The sequence below is a fragment of the Myroides sp. LJL119 genome (assembly GCF_054871605.1).
Map to the genome: position 1 here is coordinate 383,071 of NZ_JBTXLO010000001.1, position 22,206 is coordinate 405,276.

Sequence of the window (22,206 nt, forward strand, 5' to 3'; positions counted from 1 at the left end):
ACTTACAGGGAGTTATAAATTTCAACAATCTTCTTTTTTGCACGATGAAGGCGCATTTTAATTGCACTTTCTCCAAGCTCTAATAATTCTGAAATCTCTTTCACAGTCTTATCATCTTGATATTTCATCAAAAGCAAAATTCGATCTTCTGTTTCAACTTTACTTAAAGCTTCTTGTAGCTTTTCTACTTGCAATGAAAAAATCTCTTCATCAGAGACTTCCTCTTGTGCCAAATCTATTACCCCAAAATCTGGATCTATGGAATCTTCTTTTCTTTTTTTGTTTAAAATTTGTTTTGAATAATTCACACAATGATTATAGCTAAATGCATAAATCCAAGTCGAAAATTTTGACTCGCCACGAAATTTTTTTAAATTCAAGTATAGTTTTATAAAAATATCTTGAGTTAGATCCTCTGCAGCATCACTCGATTCTGCAAAACCTACACACTTTGCATAAACCTTTGGAGCATATCGATCATAAAGAATCCCAAACAAATTTGTATTACCACTATGACAAATGAATTGGACTAAATCCTCATCACTCATATCGAAAAAGTTACTATCCTTTAAATTAATTTTCATAGTGTTTTATTGGGGAGCCAAAGATACTCTTTTATCTTAATATCAGACATACCAACCTTATAGTTACATCTTTTGATTACAGCTTCCCTATTTTAACCAACTTTGCTACATATTTCCCAATAACATCAAATTCTAAATTAACCTGAGTACCAACTTGGTAGTACTTAAAAATAGTATGTTCTTGCGTATATGGAATAATAGCTACTTTAAAAGTATTTATACCCGAATCCACAACTGTTAAACTAGTTCCATCTATGGTAATAGACCCCTTTTCAATGGTTGTGTGGGCAGATTTTTTATCAAACTCAAATCCGTAATAGATACTTCCATTTGCCGGCTCAATAGACACTACCTTACCCACATGATCCACATGTCCTTGAACAATATGCCCATCTAATCTTGCGTTGATTAACATGGCTCTTTCTAAATTCACCTTTTGTCCTACTTTCCAATGGCCTATAGTGGTTACATCGATAGTCTCCTTTATAGCTGTAACAGTATATGTATCGCTTGTTAAGTCAACTACGGTTAAACAAATACCATTATGTAAGACACTTTGATCTATCTTTAACTCAGAAACAAAACTGCATTGTACTGAGATATGTAAATTACCTTGTTCTTGTGTTATATTTTTTATCTCGCCTATGTTTTCAACTATACCTGTGAACATAACTCCATTTATTTTTATTAAATTTGCTATCAAAAGTAGTAATAATTTACGACGATACTATGAGCTATAAAACAGAAAATATTAAAGTAGGGATTTCCATAGGTGATTTAAACGGAATTGGAGGAGAAATCATACTTAAGTGTTTTGAAGATAATAGAATGCTTGAACTGTGCACTCCTATTATATTTGCAAACTCTAAACCTCTTTCTTATATAAAAAAAACCATTGGTAATAATACTCCTATCCAAGGAATAGATGATTTAAATGCTGTTATAAACAATAAGGTTAATGTTTACAACATATGGAAAGAAAATGTTAATATATCATTTGGCTCAAATGATCCCGTGATAGGAAATTATGCAATCAAATCATTTACCTCTGCCACCAAAGCTTTAAAACAAGGAGAGATTGATGTGCTTGTAACGGCGCCGATAAACAAATATAACATTCATAACGAAGATTTCCCACACCCTGGACACACCAACTATTTGTCTGAAGAACTCCAAGGCGAAGCCTTAATGTTTATGATTAGTGACCAGTTACGAGTGGGATTACTTACTGACCATCTACCTTTAAAAGATGTTGCATCAGCTATAACTTCAGAACTTATAGAAAGGAAAGTAAAGATTATTAACCAAACCCTAATAAACGACTTTAATATTTTTAAACCCAGAATAGCTATACTTGGTTTGAACCCGCATGCTGGAGACAATGGTATAATTGGAAGCGAAGAACAAGAAATTATTATACCAACAATTGAGATGCTCAATCAACAAGGTTATCTGGTATCTGGACCATTCGCCGCAGATGGCTTTTTCGGAATGGAAACATTTAAAAGTTTTGACGCTGTGTTGGCTTGCTATCACGATCAAGGCCTTGCTCCTTTCAAAGCACTTGCCTTTAGTAATGGGGTGAATTTCACTGCCGGGCTTGATAAAATCAGAACATCTCCTGATCATGGTACAGCATATGACATAGCTGGTAAAGGAATTGCAGATCCAACTTCATTCAAAGAGGCAATCTATTTGGCAATTGATCTATACAATAACCGTAAATCCAATATGGAAGCAGCAATAAATCCCCTGCAAACACAAGAAAAAGATTTCGCTACAAAAAAAAATTGATAATTAGCTTGTAATAATAATTATTTTTTATCTTTGCACGCTCAAATCATGTATAATCATGAAAACTGAAAAGGAATTTTTAATCCCTTTCATAGGATTGAAAGAAGGAAAGCACGAATTTGAATTTATAATCAATAATGACTTTTTTAAGCCAGATGATTATAAAGACTTTAATAGTGTAGAGGCTAAAGCTACAGTTCTTTTAAATAAGAAAAGTACTTTATTAGAATTACAAATCAGCATTACAGGCTCAGTTAATGTTCCTTGTGATGTTACAAACCACGATTTTGATTTACCTATTAAAGGGTTATTAAACTTGGTTGTAAAATTTGGAGAGGAATATAATAATGATCATGATGAGATTTTAATTATTCCTTATACTGAACACCAAGTAGATATTAAACAATATATCTACGAACTTATAGTTTTGGGTATACCACAAAAAAGAGTTCACCCAGGTGTATTAGATGGTACTTTAGAATCGGAAGCTTTAGAAATACTTGGGTATTACAATGAAGAAGAAGATCTATTGGACTTTGAACAAGAATTGGAAGATTCACAAGAAGAAGATCTTGCGGATAACGATAACGAAGAAATTGACCCTAGATGGGCAGAATTAAAAAAACTATTAACGGATAAATAATATAGTAAAATGGCACATCCAAAGAGAAAAACCTCGAAAACAAGAAGAGATAAAAGAAGAACTCATTACAAAGCAGTAGCTCCAACAATTGCTATTTGCCCAGTAACTAATGAAGCTCATTTATTTCACAGAGCTTATTGGCATGAAGGAAAGCTTTACTACAGAGGACAAGTTGTAATTGATAAAACTGCGACAGTAGAAGCATAAGCTTGAGAAAAAGTAAGAAAAACTCTCACAATGTGTGAGAGTTTTTTTTTGGCCCAAAAAGTCAAAAAAGATACAATTCTGGCTAAAAATGACGCCAATTGTTTTTTTTTTTGTAATTTTCGCTTCTTTTTGGAATGTTTTTAAAAAGTAAAGCAACACCATATGACAAAAATACACGCAGCCATTACAGCGATTGGTTGTTATTTACCAGAGGATAAGTTGACCAACAAAGACCTTGAAAAACTGGTAGACACTAACGATGAATGGATAACGACTCGAACAGGTATTAAAGAAAGAAGAATTCTAAAAGAACCTGGACAAGGATCATCATATATGGCTATTAAAGCCGCTGAAAACTTGATTGAAAAAGCAAATCTTGATCCTAAAGAAATTGATTTAGTAATCTTGGCTACAGCTACCCCTGATATGCCTGTTGCAACAACAGGAGTTTATGTAGCTTCAAAAATTGGAGCAACCAATGCATTTTCATTTGACTTACAAGCCGCTTGTTCTAGCTTTTTGTATGGTATGTCAGTTGCATCGGCTTACATTGAGTCAGGTAGATATAAAAAAGTATTACTTATAGGATCTGATAAAATGTCCTCTATTATTGATTATAGTGATAGAGCTACATGCATCATTTTTGGAGATGCCGCAGGTGCTGTTCTTTTCGAACCAAACCTTGAAGGTCTTGGTGTACAAGATGAATACTTAAGATCCGATGGTGTCGGAAGAGAATATCTTAAGATTGAAGCCGGAGGTTCTATCTTACCTGCTAGTGCTGAAACAGTAGCTAACAAGCAACATTTTGTTTTCCAAGATGGAAAAACGGTTTTTAAATATGCTGTATCCAACATGGCAGATGTTAGTGAAAAAATTATGCAAAGAAATAATTTGACGCATGACGATGTTACATGGCTAGCAGCTCATCAAGCCAATAAACGTATTATAGATGCAACTGCTCACCGAATGGGAGTAGACGATTCTAAAGTACTAATGAATATTCAAAAATACGGAAATACAACATCAGCAACTTTGCCATTGCTGTTGTGTGACTATGAGGATCAACTAAAAAAAGGAGACAATATAATCTTTGCTACTTTTGGAGGAGGATTCACATGGGGCGCAATGTATTTAAAGTGGGCATATAACAAGAAATAGAAGAAAAACAACTAACCAATACAGTAGGTATGGACATTAAAGAAATTCAAAATTTAATTAAGTTCGTAGCCAAATCAGGTGCTACAGAAGTAAAATTAGAAATGGATGATTTCAAAATCACCATTAAAACCACTGAAACTGGAAACACAGAAACTACTTACATTCAACAAGTTCCTGTAAATTCAGTGCCACAAACTGCAGCTCCAGTACAACAAGCAGCTCCAGTAGCTAGTGCAGCGGCTCCACAAGCAGAGGATGAAAATTCTAAATACATTACTATTAAGTCACCTATTATTGGAACTTTCTACCGCAAACCAGCTCCAGATAAGGAAGCTTTTGCTGAAGTAGGTAAAACAATCAAGCAAGGTGATGTAGTGTGTGTAATCGAAGCGATGAAACTTTTCAACGAAATCGAATCAGAAATTTCTGGAAAAATTGTAAAAGTTCTAGTAGATGATGCATCTCCAGTAGAATTTGACCAACCTTTATTTTTAGTAGATCCTTCTTAAGAAAAATCCTTAAGTAGGCGCTAATTTATCCCTAAATCATCCCAGAGGATATAAACGGATAAAAAAACTAAAACTAAACTAAAATTTCAAAAGATGTTTAAAAAGATCTTAATCGCTAATAGAGGTGAGATTGCCTTACGTGTTATTAGAACATGTAAAGAAATGGGAATCAAAACCGTAGCCGTTTACTCAACTGCAGATGCGGACAGTCTACACGTACGTTTCGCTGACGAAGCAGTTTGTATCGGACCTGCACCAAGTAACCAATCTTACTTAAAGATTTCTAACATTATTGCTGCAGCAGAAATTACCAATGCAGATGCTATCCATCCAGGATATGGATTTTTAGCAGAGAACGCAAAATTTTCTAAAATTTGTCAAGAGCACGGTGTGAAATTTATCGGACCTTCTCCTGAGATGATAGAAAAAATGGGAGACAAAGCTACAGCTAAAGAAACTATGAAATTAGCTGGTGTTCCAACAGTTCCAGGTTCAGAAGGACTTATTGATTCTTACGAGCATGCCTTACAAATTGCCAATGAAATTGGTTTCCCTGTAATGATCAAAGCCACTGCCGGTGGTGGAGGTAAGGGGATGCGTGAAGTATTCAAAGAATCGGAACTACTTAGAGCATGGGAAAGCGCTAGACAAGAAGCTAAAAACGCTTTTGGTAACGACGGAATGTACATGGAAAAACTTATTGTTGATCCACGCCATATAGAAATTCAAGTAATTGGAGATCAATACGGTAAAGCATGCCACTTATCTGAACGTGATTGTTCTATCCAAAGACGTCACCAAAAATTAACTGAGGAAACTCCTTCTCCATTTATGACTGATGAATTAAGAGACAAAATGGGAGAAGCATCAGTTCGTGCTGCAGAATTTATCAAATATGAAGGAGCAGGAACTATTGAGTACCTAGTAGATAAAGATAGAAACTTCTACTTTATGGAGATGAATACACGTATCCAAGTAGAACACTGTATAACCGAACAGGTTATAGATTACGACTTAATCAGAGAGCAAATTTTAGTTGCAGCTGGAACCCCTATTTCAGGTAAAAACTACACCCCAAAATTACACTCAATCGAATGTCGTATAAACGCAGAAGATCCTTTTAATGACTTTAGACCTTCACCAGGTAAAATTACTACATTACATGCTCCAGGAGGACATGGGGTACGTTTAGATACTCACGTTTATTCTGGATACAGTATCCCACCTAATTACGATTCAATGATTGCTAAAATTATAACAACTGCTCAAACCAGAGAAGAAGCAATCAATAAAATGAAACGTGCATTAGATGAGTTCGTAATTGAAGGAATTAAAACAACAATTCCTTTCCATAGACAACTTATGGACGATCCAAATTATGTAGCTGGTAATTACACTACAGCTTTTATGGAGACATTTAAAATGAAGCCTTTAGAAGAGCAAGAAGCATAAACATATAACCTACACTTAAAAGTGTAGGTTTTTTTTTTTTACTTTTTTTTATAAATCCCAGTGAAATCTACTTTCTGAACTACATCCATATTCCTTTAATAAACCGTAAACATTTTTTTTCAAATAAATAAACTTAATTCAAATAATTAAGTAATTAATTTTTGAAAAAAATTAAAAAAAAACAATCGATATTAAAAACAAACATTATATTTGAATATAATTTTATTTATTTTTATACAATGCAAACAGGAGTAGTAAAGTTCTTCAACGAAGACAAAGGTTTTGGTTTTATTACTAACGACATGACAAACGAAGACATTTTTGTTCATATCACAGGATTAAGAAGCAAAAATATCGAACAAGGCAACAAAGTTTCTTATTCTGAAGAAAAAGGAAAAAAAGGACTTATCGCTACTGATGTTACAATTATTGAAGATTAACTTATCGTCATATAATTAACATTTTTTCACAAGCCATCTTAGCATCACTAAGATGGCTTTTTATATACTTTAACATACTATTTTTAATTAGTCTTAATACATACTATAAGTTTAACTATAAATAGCTCATATTCATTAAACTCCAAACTTTGTTATCAATTTGCTATCCTTTATATTTGTGATATTCTTAACATAAATATTTTGTGTAATATGCAAATAAGTCAACTTGATTTTATACCAATTCTCATGCAGCTATTCTTCGCTGCTGGCTTTGTATCTCTGACGATTTGGGTATCTGGAAAGCTAGGCCCTAAAAAACATTCCAAAATTAAAGATAGTAATTGGGAGTGTGGTTTAGACTCTCTAGGAAGTGCTCGTATACCGTTTAATGTAAAATACTTCCTAGTTGCCATCTTATTTGTATTGTTTGATGTAGAGGTAATATTTTTATATCCCTGGGCAGTCAACTTCCTAGAATTAGGTTGGGATGGATTTGCAAAAATGGGAATATTTCTATTCTTAATACTAATCGGATTACTATACGAGTTCAAGAAAAAAGGTCTTGACTGGGATTAAATACATATAAGTTATGAGCGATAAAAAATACAATACAGTTGAAGCCCCTCAAGGCTATGCAGGAGAAGGTTTTTTTGCCACAAAACTAAGCTCTGTAGTTGGTCTTGCACGAGCAAATTCGATGTGGCCCTTACCCTTCGCAACATCTTGTTGTGGAATAGAGTTTATGGCTACCATGGCCTCTACCTATGACGTGGCACGCTTTGGTTCTGAACGTATGAGTTTTTCTCCTAGACAAGCCGACATGTTAATGGTCATGGGGACAATATCCAAAAAAATGGCCCCCATTCTACGACAAGTATATGAGCAGATGGCAGAACCCAAATGGGTAATCGCAGTTGGTGCATGTGCTAGTAGTGGAGGAATATTTGATACTTACTCCGTATTACAAGGCATAGATAAAGTTATTCCTGTGGATGTATATGTCCCAGGATGCCCTCCCAGACCAGAACAAATACTTGATGGTATTATGAGGCTACAAGAGATTGTAAAAAACGAATCTGTAAACAGACGAGGATCAAAACAATACGATGATTTACTAAAATCTTATAACTTGAATAAATAGTATGGCACTAGATTTTAATATAATACAAGAAAAGGTTAAAGCAAAATTCCAAGATTCAATACAACAAATACATATTCAACATGATATCTTGGTTTTTGAAGTTCATAGTGAGTCTGTTCATGACTTAATAACATACTTAAAACAAGATTCCAATTTAAATTTCAATTTCCTAACAGATGTTTGTGGTATACATTACCACAATGAACCAGTTGAAAAGCAACTTGCTGTAGTGTATCATATGCATAATTGGGTGGATAATCTCAGAATACGTATAAAAGCACACCTTAATATTAAAAATCCAGTTATAGATTCGGTAACAGATTTATTTAAAAGTGCTAATTGGCAAGAAAGAGAAACGTATGATTTTTATGGAATCATATTTAAAAATCATCCTCAATTAAAGCGAATTTTAAATATGGATGAAATGGAATCATTCCCTTTACGAAAAGACTTTCCTTTGGAAGATTCCGAAAGAACAGACAAAGACGACCGCTTCTTTGGAAGAACGGTACACAATTGTTAGGATTAACCTTTTAAAAGAAAAATCATGTCCGATTTACTATTACCTCCTGAGAAAAGATATGCAAAACTTATTGAGGAAAAATTTCAAGAAGACGGCACAGAATTACAAATTCTAAACCTCGGCCCAACTCACCCCGCAACCCATGGTATTTTTCAAAATATCATTTTGCTAGATGGCGAAAAGGTTATCGATGGTGAAGGAACTGTTGGATATATTCATAGAGCATTTGAAAAAATTGCAGAAAATCGCCCTTTTTATCAAATTAACGTTTTAACCGATCGATTAAATTACTGCTCCTCCCCTATTAACAATACAGCATGGTGGATGACAGTAGAAAAAGCATTAGGAATCGACATCCCAAAACGTGTACAATACATGCGTGTTATAATTATGGAATTAGCGCGTATTGCCGATCATATTATATGCAGCTCTGTAATGGGCGTTGATACAGGAGCCCTAACTGGTTTTTTATATGTATTTCAATACAGAGAAAAAATATATGAGATTTACGAGGAAATCAGTGGCGCTCGTTTAACAACCAACATGGGAAGAATCGGTGGATTTGAACGAGATTGGAGTCCCAAAGTATTCCAATTAATAGATGAATTCCTCAAAGAATTTCCTGCAATATGGGAAGAATTTGAAAGTTTACTTACTCGCAACAGAATCTTTATGGATAGAACCATTAATGTTGGGGGAATAAGCGCTGAACAAGCTATAAATTATGGCTTTACAGGTCCTAATTTAAGAGCAGCAGGAGTAGATTATGACGTTAGAGTAGCAACACCTTATTGCTCGTATGAAGATTTTGATTTTGATATTCCTGTTGGAAAATCAGGTGATTGTTATGATAGGTTCTGCGTTAGAAATGCGGAGGTTTGGGAGAGTCTTAAAATAATCCGTCAAGCTATTGAAAAAATGCCAGAAGGCCCTTATCATGCAGACGTTCCCGATTATTACCTCCCTCCAAAAGAAGATGTCTATACTAATATGGAATCCTTAATTTATCACTTCAAAATTATTATGGGAGAGATACCAGTTCCTGTTACAGAATTATACTTCCCTGTGGAAGGAGGCAACGGAGAACTCGGATTTTATTTAATAACCGATGGTAGTAGGACTCCTTACAGATTGCATTTTAGAAGACCCTGCTTTATTATTTATCAAGCTTATAATGATATTGTAAAAGGAGGAATGTTATCAGATGCGATTATAACTTTATCTAGCTTAAACATTATTGCTGGAGAATTAGATGCTTAAGATCATGGAAAACAAAAAAATATATAAACAAACAATCAACATAACCCCAAGTTTAGAAGCACGAATCAACGAGCTTTTAACCCATTATCCTTCCGATAAAAGAAAATCAGCCCTATTGCCAGTTTTACACGAAGTGCAAGACGCTCATGATAATTGGTTAAGTGTAGAATTAATGGATAAGGTTGCAGAAATTCTTGAGATTAAACCTATCGAAGTATACGAAGTAGTAACTTTTTATAGTATGTTTAATCAAAAACCTGTTGGAAAATATGCTTTTGAATTTTGTGTTACTTCTTGTTGTGCTATAAATGGAGCAGAAGATATAGTAGAATACACATGTAATAAATTAAATATTAAACCTGGTGAAACCACACCTGATGGAGAGTTTTCCGTGGCCCAAGTACAATGTTTAGGAGCATGTGGATACGCACCGATGATGCAACTTGGTGATTATTATAAAGAGAACTTAACCCCTGACAAAATTGATCAAATTATTGCCGATTGTAAAGCAGGAAAAATAATACTTCACGATAAATAGGATTAATATGGCAAGGAAAATATTATTAGAAAAAATAAATATACCAGGAATAAAAAACTATGAGGTATATCGTGAAAATGGTGGCTATTTATCCGTAGAGAAAGCCTTAAAGCAAATGACTCCCGACCAAATTACAGATGAAGTAAAAGCCTCTGGTTTACGTGGACGTGGGGGAGCGGGATTTCCCGTTGGAATGAAATGGAGTTTTATTGATAAAAAATCCGGCAAACCAAGACATTTAGTATGTAATGCAGATGAATCAGAGCCTGGAACATTTAAAGATAGGTATTTGATGGAACACATACCTCATCTACTTATTGAGGGTATGATAACATCAAGCTACGCACTAGGTGCTAACTTATCATACATTTATATTCGTGGTGAATATATGTGGGTATTTAAAATTTTAGAGCGAGCGATAAAAGAAGCTTATAAAGCAGGATGGCTAGGAAAGAATATTTTAGGAACAGGATATGATTTAGATCTATATGTCCACTGTGGCGCTGGAGCTTATATTTGCGGAGAGGAAACTGCTCTTTTAGAATCTCTTGAGGGAAAAAGAGGTAATCCAAGAATGAAGCCACCTTTTCCTGCTGTTAGTGGTCTATGGGGTAACCCAACAGTGGTTAACAATGTAGAATCTATATCTAATATTCCCTGGATAGTTAACAATTCAGGTGAGGCCTATTCCAAAATTGGAGTTGGAAGGTCTACCGGGACTAAATTAATAAGTGCCTCGGGACACATTAAAAAGCCAGGAGTTTATGAAATTGAACTAGGACTCAGCGTATATGATTTCATTAATTCACAAGAATATTGCGGTGGAATGATTGATGATAGACCTTTAAAGGCACTGGTTCCTGGAGGGTCCTCAGTACCAATTTTACCATTTGATTTAATTTATAAAACAGCCAATGGAGAAGATCGGCTAATGACTTATGAATCTTTATCTGAAGGAGGATTTCAGACGGGGTCTATGCTAGGTTCTGGTGGATTTATTGTTTATAATGACACTGCTTGCATAGTACGAAATACCTGGAATTTTGCTAGGTTTTATGCTCATGAAAGCTGTGGGCAATGCTCTCCTTGCAGAGAGGGAACAGGTTGGTTAGAAAAAGTTTTATACCGTATAGAAACCGGAAAAGGCTCGATGCAGGATATTGACCTTTTATGGAGCATTCAAAGTAATATAGAAGGTAATACTATATGTCCCTTAGGTGATGCTGCGGCTTGGCCAGTGGCTGCGGCCATTAGACATTTTAGAGAGGAATTCGAATATCACGTTTTACATCCGGAGAAAGTAAAAGACAGAAATCATTTTGTCAATGAACCCTTTGCAGGAGTAAAAGATTTGATAACTAATTAATAATACAGCACAGTTTATGAAAGTTACTATAGATGGACATGAAGTAGAAGTAGAACCAGGTACAACAATTCTACAAGCAGCAAGGCTCATTGGTGGGGAATCGGTACCTCCAGCTATGTGCTATTATTCCAAACTAGAAGATACCGGTGGTAAGTGTCGAGCATGTTTAGTAGAGGTTAGTAAAGGAAGTGAAGCTGACCCTAGGCCAATGCCAAAATTGATGGCCTCTTGTAAAACGGGAGTTATGGATGGTATGGAGGTAAAATCCATTAGTTCAGAAAGAGTCTTAGAGGCTCGTAAAGCTGTAACAGAGTTTTTATTAATTAATCATCCTTTGGATTGTCCTGTTTGTGATCAAGCAGGTGAATGTGATTTGCAAAACTTAGCCTTTAAACACGGCAAGGAACAAAAAAGATATCAAGAAGAAAAAAGAACCTTTGAGCCAGAGAATATTGGTGATCATATACAACTTCATATGAACAGATGTATACTATGTTACCGATGTATTAAAGTGGCAGAACAGTTAACCGACGAACGATTTCAAGGTGTATGTGGAAGAGGGGAACATGCCCAAATTTCAACTTATGTTAGCAAAGCTATTGAAAATAACTTCTCAGGTAATATGATTGATGTTTGTCCTGTGGGAGCCCTTACCGATAAAACTTACCGCTTTAAATCAAGAGTATGGTTCAATAAACCTTATACAGCACACCGAAACTGTGATTGTTGTAGTGGAAAAGTAGTTTTATGGATGTTCGGAGATGAAATTCATAGAGTAACCTCAAGAAAAGATCAATACAATGAAGTAATAGAGTTTATATGTGATAGTTGTCGTTTTGAGCATAAGAACAAAGAAGATTGGGTTATAGAAGGTCCACGAAAATTTGAGAAATCTTCAGTTATCAATCAAAACAATTACACACAAAAACTAGATAAGGTTATAATAGATACCGAATCTTTGATTTTAAAAGGGCGTGAGCAAGATCGCATTAAGATCAGTATGAAACAGGTTCCTTTTAATAAACATGAATCAGAAGAGTTTTTGGATTAATAAGGTATAAATATGGATAAAACAATAATCATAGATAAGGCAGTAATTATAATCGTAGTTTTTGCTATAACCATGTTAATGGCAATGTATGCAACACTAGCAGAGCGAAAAATTGCTGCTTGGATTCAGGATAGATTAGGACCTAATCGCGCAGGAAAAGGGGGGATTTTACAACCTCTTGCCGATGGAATGAAATTATTTGCGAAAGAGGAATATGAACCCAATACTCCCAATAAATTTCTTTTTAAATTCGGTCCGTTTCTCTCCATGACTTTAGCCCTAATGACTAGTGCAGTTATACCTTGGGGAGACAAATTACATCTTTTTGGAAGAGACATTGAATTACAAGCCGCAGATATAAATGCTAGCTTACTTTTCGTTTTAGCAGTTCTTTCAGTGGGAGTATACGGAATAATGATCGGTGCTTGGGCTTCTAATAATAAATATTCGCTTATGAGTGGTATTAGAGCCGCCTCCCAAATGATTTCATATGAAATTGCTATGGGCTTGTCTTTAATAGGATTATTACTTGTTACACAAAGTCTAAGTCTACGAGAAATTGCCTTACAACAAAATGGAATGAATTGGAATGTTTTTTACCAACCAGTTGGATTTGTAATTTTTCTTATCTGCTCTTTTGCAGAGACAAACAGAGCTCCTTTTGATTTAGCAGAGTGTGAACAAGAACTTATTGGTGGGTTTCATACGGAATACTCTTCAATGAAAATGGGCTTTTATCTATTTGCTGAATATGCAAACTTATTTATTGCTGCAACTATAATATCAGTCTTATATTTTGGAGCATATAATTATCCAGGAATGTCATGGGCTGTAGATAATTGGGGAGTTAACATTGCAAACATATTAGGAATAGTAGCTCTTTTTGTAAAAATATGTTTTTTCATTTTTGTATTTATGTGGGTAAGATGGACCCTTCCGCGCTTTAGATACGACCAACTAATGAATTTGGGCTGGAAGAGTTTAATACCTCTAGCTCTTGTTAACTTAGTTGTAACTGCTTTTGTAATATTATTCTTAAACTAATCAATCATGTCTACAAATTCATATTCACTATCGGGACGAAAAAAGACGGTATCCAACAAAAAACTGTCTTGGACTGAAAAGCTTTACTTGATTGCTATTATAAAAGGGATGATGGTTACCCTAAAACATATCTTTAAAAAGAAAGTAACCATTGCATATCCAGAACAAACAAGACCTTTTAGTCCTGTATACAGAGGACGTCACACATTAATGCGTGATGAACAAGGAAGAGAAAGGTGTACAGCTTGTGGACTATGCGCACTATCATGTCCTGCGGAGGCCATTTCTATGAAATCAGCTGAACGTAAAGCGGATGAATTACACTTATACCGTGAAGAAAAGTATGCCGAAATCTATGAAATTAATATGCTTAGATGCATTTTTTGCGGTCTTTGTGAAGAAGCTTGTCCCAAGGAAGCCATCTTTTTAACTAAATCTGGAGAAATTACCAAGGCAGATATCTCTAGAGAGAACTTTATTTTTGGGAAAGATAAATTAGTAATGCCCTTACAACAAGCAATACAAAACTCTAAACAAGCATAAATATGATCGATATTATTTTCTATATACTGTCAACAATCACTCTAGGTAGTGCTATGTTAACAGTTTTAAGCAAAAATCCAATCCATAGTGCTTTGTGGCTGGTTGTGAGTTTTTTTTCAATCGCAGGACACTATATTTTACTAAACTCTCAATTTTTAGGACTAGTCCATATTATGGTTTATTCAGGAGCCATCATGATTTTAATGCTTTTTACAATCATGCTCATGAATTTAAATATCAGTCATGAAGTCTCTAAACCATTTGTAACAAAAATCATAGCTACAATTTCATTTTGTTTACTAGGCTTACTTCTATTGTCAATTACAATTAGAGGTACTCATGCCTATGAGTTGGCTTATTCAAATCAAAATATAGACTTCCAGTCTGTTCAAGTATTAGGAAAAGTACTTTTAGATAAATACGTTTTACCCTTTGAAATGGTAGCTGTATTACTATTATTAGCTATGATCGGAACCGTGTTAATTTCAAAAAAAGATAAAACGCAAAAAACTATATAGACACTATGGGAAATGTAATTGAAATCATTGGAATTGAAAAATACATCTACTTATCGATTATCTTGTTTTGTATCGGCGTATTTGGCATTTTATACAGACGTAATGCCATAGTGATGTTTATGTGCATTGAAATTATGCTAAATTCTGCTAACATGCTATTGGTAGCTTTTTCTACTTATCATCAAGATGCGCAAGGACAAGTATTTGTGTTTTTTACTATGGCTGTAGCAGCAGCAGAAGTAGCTGTAGGACTAGCCATATTAGTAACAATATATCGAAACATTGGATCAATTGATATTGATAAATTAAAAAATCTTAAAGGCTAATTCCATATGGATACAAACATACTTTTACTTTTATTATTAGTCCCTTTAATTGGGGCGGTAGTTAATATCCTTTTTGGAAAAAAATTAGGCAACTCCTCTGGGGTTATAGCTACCTTTGCTATTTTAATCTCCTTTATTGCATCTTTATACGCTTTTTTAGAGGTTAACCAAACAAAACAAGCCATACAAGTTGATTTGTTTCAATGGATGGCCCTTTCTAATTTTACTATTTCTTTTGGCTTCCTATTAGATCAACTATCCTTATTATGGCTTTTGTTTGTAACAGGAATAGGTACTTTGATACATTGGTACTCGATAAGCTATATGAAAACAGATGAAAATGTAGGAAAGTATTTCGCATACTTAAATCTTTTTATCTTTTTCATGGTATTGTTAGTAAGTGGAAGTAATTTGTTAATAACTTTTATTGGATGGGAAGGGGTTGGATTATGTTCATATCTTCTGATTGGGTTTTGGCATCAAGAACAAAGTAATAACGATGCTGCAAAAAAAGCATTCATAATGAATAGAATAGGAGATTTAGGCTTTCTAATAGGTCTATTTATTTTAGGATTCCTATTTAACTCTTTAGATTACACCACGATTAAAGAAACTTTAGATCTAGGAACTAACACGCAAATCAATACGTGGATTTCGTGGGCAGCTTTGGCTCTATTTATTGGTGCCATTGGTAAAAGTGCCCAAATTCCTTTATACACCTGGTTACCAGATGCAATGGCCGGACCAACACCCGTTTCTGCCTTAATACACGCAGCCACTATGGTAACGGCAGGGATTTTCTTAATCACACGAATGAACTTTGTGTTTGATCTAGCACCAGTGGTTCAGAACATTATAGCAATCATTGGAGCCGTAACGGCAATTTACGCAGCCTTTATTGCTCTTGTACAAACCGATATAAAAAAGATTCTGGCCTATTCAACCGTTTCACAACTAGGTTTAATGTTTTTAGCCTTAGGCTTTGGTGCTTATGAGAACGCAGTTTTTCATGTGATAACCCACGCCTTTTTCAAAGCCTGCCTTTTCTTAGGTGCTGGTTCTGTAATTCATGCTATGGCTGGAGAGCAAGATATTCGAAATATGGGGGGGTTAAACAAATTTATGAAAGCAACTTGGATTACATTCATGATTGCAACTCTAGCTATCGCAGGCTTTCCTCCATTCTCAGGGTTTTTCTCTAAAGATGAGATACTTATAACGGCTTTTGAAAACAATAAAATACTATATATTTTAGCCATGCTGGCATCCGTAATGACAGCCTTTTATATGTTTAGAGTTTTATTTCTAACTTTCTCTAATAGCTTCCGTGGTACACAGGAACAAAAAAACCAACTCCATGAAAGTCCTAAATCAATGACTATTCCTTTGTGGATTTTAGCAGGTTTTTCCTTGGTTGGTGGAATAATAGGATTACCAGGTCATAGTTGGCTAAACAAATACCTTAGTCCCATTATATCTAAAAGTACAGACTCACCTGTACATAATTTTGGAACCACAGAGTATATCGTTATAGCTATCGCTTTAATTGGAGCAGTTGTTGGTTTAACTATAGCCTATATTAAATATATCAAAAACAAAGAAGTACCAAGTGATGATCAAGAAATACATGGCTTTCAAAAATTACTGTATAACCAGTTTTATATAAATGAAATTTACCAATCACTAATAGTACAGCCAATTTATTTATTAGCTACTTTTTTCAAAAATGTAGTAGACCCTTGTATAACAGGAGTTATTTTTGGATTTGCTAAAATCACAGATGAACTTTCCTTACAAGGTAAAAAGATACAAAATGGAAATATTGGCCTGTATTTATTTGCCTTTGTTTTAGGTACCTGTGTAATATTATACTATTTATTCATTGCAAGATAATTTTAAAAGATGAACGTTACTATCCTATTATTAACCTTTCTTGTTGGTGCACTAGCAACCTATTTCTCAAGCAAAAAAATTGCTAATAAAATAGCTCTGCTATTCTCTATACTAGCCTTTATACAAACTATTGTACTAATTTGCCAGTATCAACAAGGTCTTCTAGACACAAGTTATTCTATCCAATGGATAACTAATCCCAATATTCACTTTGCCCTAAAAGCAGATGGGCTTGCTCTTGCATTGACATTATTAACCACTGCTCTAACTCCTATAATTATCTGGAGTTCACTAGCAAAACATGTGGCCAATTCTAATGCTTTTTATGCACTTATACTTTTTATGTGCTTTGCTATGACTGGTACTTTTTTAGCCAGTGACGGCTTCCTGTATTACATTTTCTGGGAGTTAGCACTTGTACCGATATACTTTATTGTATTACTATGGGGAAATAATGAATTTGGAAACTTAAAGAAAACAGTTTTAACCTTCTTCATTTATACTTTTGCAGGTTCTTTATTTATGCTCGCTGGATTTATATACCTTTATACCAAAACTGGTAGCTTCTTACTTTTAGATCTATATCAGGCAAACTTAAGCTCTAGTGAGCAATTTTGGATATTCTTAGCATTTTTTGCAGCATATGCCATAAAAATTCCTATTTTCCCTTTCCACACCTGGCAAGCTTCTACTTACGAAAAAGCCCCGACTGCCGGCACAATGTTACTTGCAGGTATTATGCTAAAAATGGGATTATATTCTGTTATACGTTGGCAACTTCCAATTACAGGTCAAGCAGCCAGAGAACTTATGCCTCTTGTTATAGCTCTTTGTATTACTGGTGTAATCTATGGCTCAATAATTACTTTAAAACAAAAAAACTTAAAGCGATTTTTAGCCTATTCTTCATTAGCACACGTGGGACTAATAGCTGCAGGAGCTTATAGCTTAACCTTAGATGGGTTAAGAGGGGCCGTTTTGCAAATGATATCTCACGGTTTTGTTATTGTCGGCTTATTTTTTATTGGTAGTATTCTTTATAATAGATACAAGACTTTAGACATAAATAACATGGGAGGTATTAGATCACAAGCACCTAAGTTTACAACTGCATTTCTATTTTTACTTTTTGCTTCTATTGGACTTCCAGGAACCTTTAGCTTCATTGGAGAGTTTAATATCTTATATGGTCTCTCCCAGATTAATATCTGGCATGCATTGTTGGGTGGACTCACCATAGTTCTTGGTGCTTTTTATATGCTTAAAATGTTTCAAAAAACCATGCTTGGTCCAACAAATAAAACACCATTTAGAGATTTAACGGTTCAAGAAGGGTTAGTCTTAACCACGTTAATTGGAGTAATTATATTTTTTGGAATTTACCCAAAACCTATAGTTGATTTAATCACACCATCTTTGGTTGAAATCGTTTCATATATTAAGTAAAATATAAGGTTAACGAATTTGATTCGCATAACCGTAAATTCAAAATTCAACAAATGAATACATTAATAGCAATTGGCGTCTTAGCAGTTTTAATACTTGTATTAGAGATAATCAACCTGCGTAAATTAGTTTTACCAATTACCATTGTTGGTCTATTAGCTATACTGGTATACACAGTTTGTAACATCCAGACTCAAGATTCATATTTCAACAACATGTTTGTAACCAGTAAATATGCAACCGCATTTTCAAGTTTATTTATTGCTTTAACTATCCCAATAGTGGCCTTAAGTAAAGATTTTTACAGTAATAGTTTCAGTAAAATAGCTGACTACATGTCTTTAAAGCTATTTTTATTGATGGGAGCCATTTGTATGGTTAGCTTTGGAAATATGGCCATGTTTTTTCTTGGCCTAGAAATTTTATCCATCACTTTATACATCCTATGTGGTTCCGATCGTACCAAGATTAAAAGCAATGAGGCTGCAATGAAATATTTTCTACTAGGCTCGTTTGCCTCAGGGATTGTATTATTTGGGATTGCTTTAGTATATGGAGCGACTGGTTCTTTTGATATACAACAAATCAATCAAATATCACAGAATCAAATTATGCCAATTTGGTACACCCTTGGTGTTAGTTTAATATTTATAGGAATGTTATTTAAAATTGCTGCAGTGCCATTTCATTTCTGGGCGCCTGATGTCTACCAAGGCGCACCCACTTTAACCACTGCAATTATGAGTACTTTAGTTAAAGTAACTGCCATGGCCACTCTTTTTAAGCTTTGTAGTGAACTCTTCACCCAACATCAAATTGTACTGACTCAATTAATTATTATAATCGCTATTCTAACAATGAGTGTTGGTAATATTATGGCAATAACGCAAAGTAGTATTAAAAGATTATTGGCCTACTCCGGAATCTCTCATGCAGGGGTGATGATGATAGCCCTAACCACTTTAACAACCTTTTCGGCAACTAATTTATTTTACTATGCATGTGCTTATGGTTTAGCTGGTATAGCTGCTTTTAGTGTTGTTTTGGCAGTAACCAAAAATAGCACTACAGATAATATCTCTGGTTTTAAAGGTCTTGCACAAAAAAGTCCAATTCTAACACTAGTTATGACAGTAGCACTACTTTCCTTAGGTGGGATACCAATATTTGCAGGATTTTTCGCAAAATTCTTCCTATTTAGCCAAGCTTTAGAAAATGGTTTCTTAACCTTGATAATTTTTGCAATAATCAATTCTTTTATTAGTATCTACTATTATTTAAAGGTTATAATTGTAATGTTTACGCCAGATCAAGAGCAACAAAGCACAGTTTCAATAAAGCTCAGCTATAAAATAGTTGGTCTTGCTACTATCTTGATAAACATCATAATTGGTCTTTATCCTGATTTAATTATAAAATTTATATCCTAATAAGTTGTTTTGAATAATATTTTATCTATATTCGCATCATACAAAAACAAGAAATGAATATAAACTTACAGAAATATTGGTGGCTTAAACTAAATTCCAAACTGGAGTTCAGTTGCTTGTTGCCTATCGGTAAGTAAAAAAATAGTCCTACAAAGACATTCTTAAAAGATACAACTCAAAGCCTACTAGAACTCTCTAGTAGGCTTTTTTTATTTTTAAAAACAATTCATATGCAATTCTATACTTCATTTTTAACTTGGTGGTGGCAATCGATTTTCCTGATTAAATTCGGTTGACCCTCCTATATTGTATAGTTACCTAATACTATTTTGTGGCCTGCTGAATTCTCAGCAGGCCTATTTTTTTATATAAAACTAAATAACAATGAAATACAATACCATTTATCACAAAACCTTAGCAGATTTACATACCCCTGTTGAGCTTTACCTAAAGCTTAGAGATAAATTTGCAAATAGCTTTTTACTAGAAAGTTCCGATTATAGTCAAAGAGAAAACAGCTATTCTTATATCTGTTTGAATCCCATTGCACATTTCTATGTAGATAAAACCAATACGGTTATCTCTACAGAAAACGCACATCATAATTTTCTAAATTCAGATATTGATATTAGCCAGAAGCTAACTCAATTTATTAATTGTCTACAAGTTGAAAAACCCGTTGAAATAGATTTTATCACAAATGGCCTATTTGGCTATACAAGCTATGATGCTATATCTTTATTTGAAAATATCGAGCTTCAACAATCTGAAAAAGATATTGCTATTATGCAATATCACTTTTTTAGATACCTTATCGTTTTTAATCATTATAATAATGAATTATATATTTTAGAGCATTTACAAGAAAACCAACAACCAACCATATCTGCTATACTGGATTTGATTCAAACAAGCTCTATTCCTACTTATCCATTTTCAAAATTTTCTAGTCAAACCACAGACCTAACAGATGCAGAATTCTTAAAAACTTTAGATACTGCAAAAGCTCATTGTGCCAAAGGCGATGTGTTTCAGTTAGTATTATCTCGTGAATATAAACAAAAGTTCCTTGGAGATGAATTCAATGTATATCGAAAGTTACGAAGTATAAACCCATCCCCTTACCTGTTTTTCTTTGATTATACGAATTTCAAAATTTTTGGTTCATCACCTGAAGCACAACTAATTGTTAAAGATAGTCAAGCCTACATACATCCAATAGCAGGAACTTTCAAACGAACAAATGACCCAAAAAAGGATCAAGAATTAGCTATTAGATTGCAAAATGATCCAAAGGAATGTGCCGAACATGTCATGTTGGTAGATCTAGCAAGAAATGATCTAAGTAAAAATGCTAAAGTAGTAGAGCTTGAAAAGTTTAAACAAATCGAATCCTACTCGCATGTAATTCATCTTGTTTCTAAAGTTAAGGGAACCCTAGATAAACAGCAAAACACCTTCCAAATATTTAAAGATACTTTCCCTGCTGGAACACTAAGCGGGGCTCCAAAAACAAAAGCCATACAATTAATTAATCTCTATGAGCCTAAATCCAGGGGGCTTTATGGTGGAAGTGTAGGTATTATTGGTCTAGATGGAACTATAAACCAAGCAATTTTTATTCGCTCTGCCTTAAGTTACAATAATACGCTTTACTATCAAGCGGGTTGCGGGGTAGTTATCGAATCCAATCTAGAAAATGAGTTAAATGAAATTCACAATAAGCTTTCGGTTATTAGAACTGCCATAGATATGGCTCAAACCTTATAAAATATGAAAATACTAGTTATTGACAATTACGACTCCTTTGTTTATAACATTGTTTACTTACTGAAAACAATTAAAGAAATAGAGATACAAGTGGTGAAAAATGACCACATTAATTTAGAAGAAGTACGATTCTACGACCGAATTATAATCTCTCCAGGTCCTGGATTACCAAAAGATAATCCCGCTGTAATACAACTTATAAAACAATATGCTACCACAAAGCACCTATTAGGAATATGCCTTGGACATCAAGCAATTGGACAGTTTTTTAAAGCTGATTTACAACAAATGTCCAAACCTTTACATGGTGTTAGTACTCCATTAAATATTGTAAATCAAGACACAATATTTAACAACATCGACCAAGGTACTTTAATTGGTCATTATCATTCATGGGTACTTAAGGAATTACCCGAATGCTTAAAGTTACTTGCAACAGACTCATCTGGAAATATCATGGCCTTCGAACATAAGAATTATAATATAACAGGGTTACAGTTTCACCCCGAATCCATTTTAACACCACAAGGTAAGCAAATGTTAGAAAACTGGTTAAATAACAATTAA

At 34.1% G+C, this 22,206-nt stretch carries 25 protein-coding genes; 23 read left to right on the top strand and 2 right to left on the bottom strand.

Annotated features, from left to right (window positions below):
- Positions 1 to 2: 2 nt before the first annotated feature.
- Positions 3 to 584 carry an RNA polymerase sigma factor gene (locus tag ACYSNV_RS01735; protein WP_461760835.1) on the bottom strand — a complete coding sequence of 194 codons (582 nt, stop codon included), beginning with the start codon at positions 582 to 584 and terminating at the stop codon, positions 3 to 5.
- A 76-nt stretch (positions 585 to 660) separates the two neighbouring features.
- A complete protein-coding gene (locus ACYSNV_RS01740; RefSeq protein WP_461760836.1) occupies positions 661 to 1,254 on the bottom strand; it encodes a riboflavin synthase in 594 nt (197 codons plus the stop codon).
- Between the two features lie 59 nt (positions 1,255 to 1,313).
- Here ACYSNV_RS01740 and pdxA point away from each other — a divergent pair, with 59 nt between their 5' ends.
- The 23 genes from pdxA to ACYSNV_RS01855 all read left to right on the top strand — a co-directional run bounded on the left by pdxA (position 1,314) and on the right by ACYSNV_RS01855 (position 22,206).
- On the top strand, positions 1,314 to 2,378 hold the full coding sequence (gene pdxA, locus ACYSNV_RS01745) for a 4-hydroxythreonine-4-phosphate dehydrogenase PdxA (protein ID WP_461760837.1): 1,065 nt from the start codon (positions 1,314 to 1,316) through the stop codon (positions 2,376 to 2,378).
- 58 nt (positions 2,379 to 2,436) lie between these two features.
- Positions 2,437 to 3,021: a YceD family protein gene (locus tag ACYSNV_RS01750; RefSeq protein WP_461760838.1), complete on the top strand. Its 585-nt coding sequence runs from the start codon at positions 2,437 to 2,439 to the stop codon at positions 3,019 to 3,021.
- 9 nt (positions 3,022 to 3,030) lie between these two features.
- Positions 3,031 to 3,228, top strand: a complete 198-nt coding sequence (rpmF, locus tag ACYSNV_RS01755) for a 50S ribosomal protein L32 (protein WP_461752748.1) — start codon at positions 3,031 to 3,033, stop codon at positions 3,226 to 3,228.
- Positions 3,229 to 3,390: 162 nt separating this feature from the next.
- On the top strand, positions 3,391 to 4,389 hold the full coding sequence (locus ACYSNV_RS01760; RefSeq protein WP_461760839.1) for a beta-ketoacyl-ACP synthase III: 999 nt from the start codon (positions 3,391 to 3,393) through the stop codon (positions 4,387 to 4,389).
- 29 nt (positions 4,390 to 4,418) lie between these two features.
- On the top strand, positions 4,419 to 4,898 hold the full coding sequence (accB, locus tag ACYSNV_RS01765; protein ID WP_461760840.1) for an acetyl-CoA carboxylase biotin carboxyl carrier protein: 480 nt from the start codon (positions 4,419 to 4,421) through the stop codon (positions 4,896 to 4,898).
- A 93-nt stretch (positions 4,899 to 4,991) separates the two neighbouring features.
- The gene (gene accC / locus ACYSNV_RS01770; protein WP_461760841.1) at positions 4,992 to 6,350 is read left to right on the top strand and encodes an acetyl-CoA carboxylase biotin carboxylase subunit; all 1,359 of its coding nucleotides are present in this window, start codon (positions 4,992 to 4,994) and stop codon (positions 6,348 to 6,350) included.
- A gap of 239 nt (positions 6,351 to 6,589) precedes the next feature.
- Positions 6,590 to 6,790, top strand: a complete 201-nt coding sequence (locus tag ACYSNV_RS01775) for a cold-shock protein (RefSeq protein ID WP_461752752.1) — start codon at positions 6,590 to 6,592, stop codon at positions 6,788 to 6,790.
- Between the two features lie 210 nt (positions 6,791 to 7,000).
- Positions 7,001 to 7,366 (top strand): NADH-quinone oxidoreductase subunit A, encoded by a 366-nt coding sequence (locus ACYSNV_RS01780; RefSeq protein ID WP_461760842.1) that lies wholly within the window; start codon positions 7,001 to 7,003, stop codon positions 7,364 to 7,366.
- 13 nt (positions 7,367 to 7,379) lie between these two features.
- Positions 7,380 to 7,931, top strand: coding sequence for an NADH-quinone oxidoreductase subunit B (locus ACYSNV_RS01785; RefSeq protein ID WP_461760843.1), 552 nt, complete (start codon positions 7,380 to 7,382; stop codon positions 7,929 to 7,931).
- A gap of 1 nt (position 7,932) precedes the next feature.
- Complete coding sequence (locus tag ACYSNV_RS01790; RefSeq protein ID WP_461760844.1) at positions 7,933 to 8,454, top strand: NADH-quinone oxidoreductase subunit C; 522 nt, start codon at positions 7,933 to 7,935, stop codon at positions 8,452 to 8,454.
- A gap of 24 nt (positions 8,455 to 8,478) precedes the next feature.
- Positions 8,479 to 9,714, top strand: a complete 1,236-nt coding sequence (locus ACYSNV_RS01795) for an NADH-quinone oxidoreductase subunit D (RefSeq protein WP_461760845.1) — start codon at positions 8,479 to 8,481, stop codon at positions 9,712 to 9,714.
- A gap of 4 nt (positions 9,715 to 9,718) precedes the next feature.
- The gene (locus tag ACYSNV_RS01800) at positions 9,719 to 10,252 is read left to right on the top strand and encodes an NADH-quinone oxidoreductase subunit NuoE family protein (RefSeq protein ID WP_461760846.1); all 534 of its coding nucleotides are present in this window, start codon (positions 9,719 to 9,721) and stop codon (positions 10,250 to 10,252) included.
- Positions 10,253 to 10,259: 7 nt separating this feature from the next.
- Positions 10,260 to 11,618 (top strand): NADH-quinone oxidoreductase subunit NuoF, encoded by a 1,359-nt coding sequence (nuoF, locus tag ACYSNV_RS01805; RefSeq protein ID WP_461760847.1) that lies wholly within the window; start codon positions 10,260 to 10,262, stop codon positions 11,616 to 11,618.
- Positions 11,619 to 11,634: 16 nt separating this feature from the next.
- Positions 11,635 to 12,669 (top strand): NADH-quinone oxidoreductase subunit G, encoded by a 1,035-nt coding sequence (locus tag ACYSNV_RS01810; RefSeq protein WP_461760848.1) that lies wholly within the window; start codon positions 11,635 to 11,637, stop codon positions 12,667 to 12,669.
- 12 nt (positions 12,670 to 12,681) lie between these two features.
- A complete protein-coding gene (gene nuoH / locus ACYSNV_RS01815; protein ID WP_461760849.1) occupies positions 12,682 to 13,713 on the top strand; it encodes an NADH-quinone oxidoreductase subunit NuoH in 1,032 nt (343 codons plus the stop codon).
- A 6-nt stretch (positions 13,714 to 13,719) separates the two neighbouring features.
- Positions 13,720 to 14,256: a NuoI/complex I 23 kDa subunit family protein gene (locus tag ACYSNV_RS01820; RefSeq protein ID WP_461760850.1), complete on the top strand. Its 537-nt coding sequence runs from the start codon at positions 13,720 to 13,722 to the stop codon at positions 14,254 to 14,256.
- A 2-nt stretch (positions 14,257 to 14,258) separates the two neighbouring features.
- A complete protein-coding gene (locus ACYSNV_RS01825; RefSeq protein WP_461760851.1) occupies positions 14,259 to 14,774 on the top strand; it encodes an NADH-quinone oxidoreductase subunit J family protein in 516 nt (171 codons plus the stop codon).
- 5 nt (positions 14,775 to 14,779) lie between these two features.
- Entirely contained in the window at positions 14,780 to 15,100 is a 321-nt protein-coding gene (nuoK, locus tag ACYSNV_RS01830) for an NADH-quinone oxidoreductase subunit NuoK (RefSeq protein WP_461760852.1), read from the top strand.
- Between the two features lie 6 nt (positions 15,101 to 15,106).
- Complete coding sequence (gene nuoL / locus ACYSNV_RS01835; protein WP_461760853.1) at positions 15,107 to 16,993, top strand: NADH-quinone oxidoreductase subunit L; 1,887 nt, start codon at positions 15,107 to 15,109, stop codon at positions 16,991 to 16,993.
- A gap of 9 nt (positions 16,994 to 17,002) precedes the next feature.
- Complete coding sequence (locus ACYSNV_RS01840) at positions 17,003 to 18,439, top strand: complex I subunit 4 family protein (protein WP_461760854.1); 1,437 nt, start codon at positions 17,003 to 17,005, stop codon at positions 18,437 to 18,439.
- A gap of 53 nt (positions 18,440 to 18,492) precedes the next feature.
- Positions 18,493 to 19,869: an NADH-quinone oxidoreductase subunit N gene (locus tag ACYSNV_RS01845; protein ID WP_461760855.1), complete on the top strand. Its 1,377-nt coding sequence runs from the start codon at positions 18,493 to 18,495 to the stop codon at positions 19,867 to 19,869.
- Between the two features lie 384 nt (positions 19,870 to 20,253).
- Positions 20,254 to 21,639, top strand: coding sequence for an anthranilate synthase component I family protein (locus tag ACYSNV_RS01850; protein WP_461760856.1), 1,386 nt, complete (start codon positions 20,254 to 20,256; stop codon positions 21,637 to 21,639).
- A 3-nt stretch (positions 21,640 to 21,642) separates the two neighbouring features.
- Complete coding sequence (locus ACYSNV_RS01855; protein WP_461760857.1) at positions 21,643 to 22,206, top strand: anthranilate synthase component II; 564 nt, start codon at positions 21,643 to 21,645, stop codon at positions 22,204 to 22,206.

Bases quoted from the DNA above. Each gene is read 5' to 3' on its own strand.
- ACYSNV_RS01750 (WP_461760838.1), top strand. From the start codon at position 2,437: ATGAAAACTGAAAAGGAATTTTTAATCCCTTTCATAGGATTGAAAGAA.
- ACYSNV_RS01740 (WP_461760836.1), bottom strand. From the start codon at position 1,254: ATGTTCACAGGTATAGTTGAAAACATAGGCGAGATAAAAAATATAACA.
- nuoL (WP_461760853.1), top strand. From the start codon at position 15,107: ATGGATACAAACATACTTTTACTTTTATTATTAGTCCCTTTAATTGGG.
- ACYSNV_RS01785 (WP_461760843.1), top strand. From the start codon at position 7,380: ATGAGCGATAAAAAATACAATACAGTTGAAGCCCCTCAAGGCTATGCA.
- ACYSNV_RS01735 (WP_461760835.1), bottom strand. From the start codon at position 584: ATGAAAATTAATTTAAAGGATAGTAACTTTTTCGATATGAGTGATGAG.
- ACYSNV_RS01855 (WP_461760857.1), top strand. From the start codon at position 21,643: ATGAAAATACTAGTTATTGACAATTACGACTCCTTTGTTTATAACATT.
- nuoH (WP_461760849.1), top strand. From the start codon at position 12,682: ATGGATAAAACAATAATCATAGATAAGGCAGTAATTATAATCGTAGTT.
- accC (WP_461760841.1), top strand. From the start codon at position 4,992: ATGTTTAAAAAGATCTTAATCGCTAATAGAGGTGAGATTGCCTTACGT.
- ACYSNV_RS01810 (WP_461760848.1), top strand. From the start codon at position 11,635: ATGAAAGTTACTATAGATGGACATGAAGTAGAAGTAGAACCAGGTACA.
- ACYSNV_RS01795 (WP_461760845.1), top strand. From the start codon at position 8,479: ATGTCCGATTTACTATTACCTCCTGAGAAAAGATATGCAAAACTTATT.
- ACYSNV_RS01775 (WP_461752752.1), top strand. From the start codon at position 6,590: ATGCAAACAGGAGTAGTAAAGTTCTTCAACGAAGACAAAGGTTTTGGT.
- ACYSNV_RS01790 (WP_461760844.1), top strand. From the start codon at position 7,933: ATGGCACTAGATTTTAATATAATACAAGAAAAGGTTAAAGCAAAATTC.
- rpmF (WP_461752748.1), top strand. From the start codon at position 3,031: ATGGCACATCCAAAGAGAAAAACCTCGAAAACAAGAAGAGATAAAAGA.
- ACYSNV_RS01850 (WP_461760856.1), top strand. From the start codon at position 20,254: ATGAAATACAATACCATTTATCACAAAACCTTAGCAGATTTACATACC.
- nuoF (WP_461760847.1), top strand. From the start codon at position 10,260: ATGGCAAGGAAAATATTATTAGAAAAAATAAATATACCAGGAATAAAA.
- ACYSNV_RS01800 (WP_461760846.1), top strand. From the start codon at position 9,719: ATGGAAAACAAAAAAATATATAAACAAACAATCAACATAACCCCAAGT.
- ACYSNV_RS01820 (WP_461760850.1), top strand. From the start codon at position 13,720: ATGTCTACAAATTCATATTCACTATCGGGACGAAAAAAGACGGTATCC.
- nuoK (WP_461760852.1), top strand. From the start codon at position 14,780: ATGGGAAATGTAATTGAAATCATTGGAATTGAAAAATACATCTACTTA.
- ACYSNV_RS01825 (WP_461760851.1), top strand. From the start codon at position 14,259: ATGATCGATATTATTTTCTATATACTGTCAACAATCACTCTAGGTAGT.
- ACYSNV_RS01780 (WP_461760842.1), top strand. From the start codon at position 7,001: ATGCAAATAAGTCAACTTGATTTTATACCAATTCTCATGCAGCTATTC.
- pdxA (WP_461760837.1), top strand. From the start codon at position 1,314: ATGAGCTATAAAACAGAAAATATTAAAGTAGGGATTTCCATAGGTGAT.
- ACYSNV_RS01845 (WP_461760855.1), top strand. From the start codon at position 18,493: ATGAATACATTAATAGCAATTGGCGTCTTAGCAGTTTTAATACTTGTA.
- accB (WP_461760840.1), top strand. From the start codon at position 4,419: ATGGACATTAAAGAAATTCAAAATTTAATTAAGTTCGTAGCCAAATCA.
- ACYSNV_RS01760 (WP_461760839.1), top strand. From the start codon at position 3,391: ATGACAAAAATACACGCAGCCATTACAGCGATTGGTTGTTATTTACCA.
- ACYSNV_RS01840 (WP_461760854.1), top strand. From the start codon at position 17,003: ATGAACGTTACTATCCTATTATTAACCTTTCTTGTTGGTGCACTAGCA.